Source organism: Methylobacterium sp. WL6, assembly GCF_008040095.1.
Lineage (GTDB): Bacteria > Pseudomonadota > Alphaproteobacteria > Rhizobiales > Beijerinckiaceae > Methylobacterium.
Map to the genome: position 1 here is coordinate 1 of NZ_VRVH01000696.1, position 444 is coordinate 444.

Annotated in this window: 1 pseudogene; it reads right to left on the reverse strand. The window is 78.4% G+C overall.

Annotated features, from left to right (window positions below):
• Positions 1-444: pseudogene (locus tag FV230_RS30270) on the reverse strand (hypothetical protein); the annotation flags it as partial.

The following is a 444-nucleotide window of genomic DNA, read 5'->3' on the forward strand; positions in this document are numbered from 1 at the left end:
CCCCTTGGCCGTTCCCCTTGGTCCCGCGTGCGACCACCGGCGGCGCGGCGACGGCGGGCGGGTCGATGCAGGCGCGGAAGGCGAGCGCGGCCAGCGGGGTGCCGTCCTCGGCGACGATCGGCAGCGGGTCGGGCAGGTCCGGCAGGCCGTTCTCCCAGCGGATCGGGGCGCCGAGCTGGGTTTCGAGGGCGGCGGGGGCGGGCCCGCGGCGCAGCGCCGTCAGGTCCGGCCCGTAGGCGGTGGCGGGCTTGGCCGCGATCACCACCTGCAGCACCTGGCTGGTTTCCGGCGTCAGCGGTCGCAGCGGGTTCGCGATGCTGGCGCGGCCGATCCGCGTCACCACCACGTCGAAGCCCTTGGCGCCCTCGAAGCGCGCCGCCCGCGCGCCGCAGGGTTGCAGCACCGCGAGGTCGGCGGCCGGGGTCGGCGGGGCCGGCTCGGGAG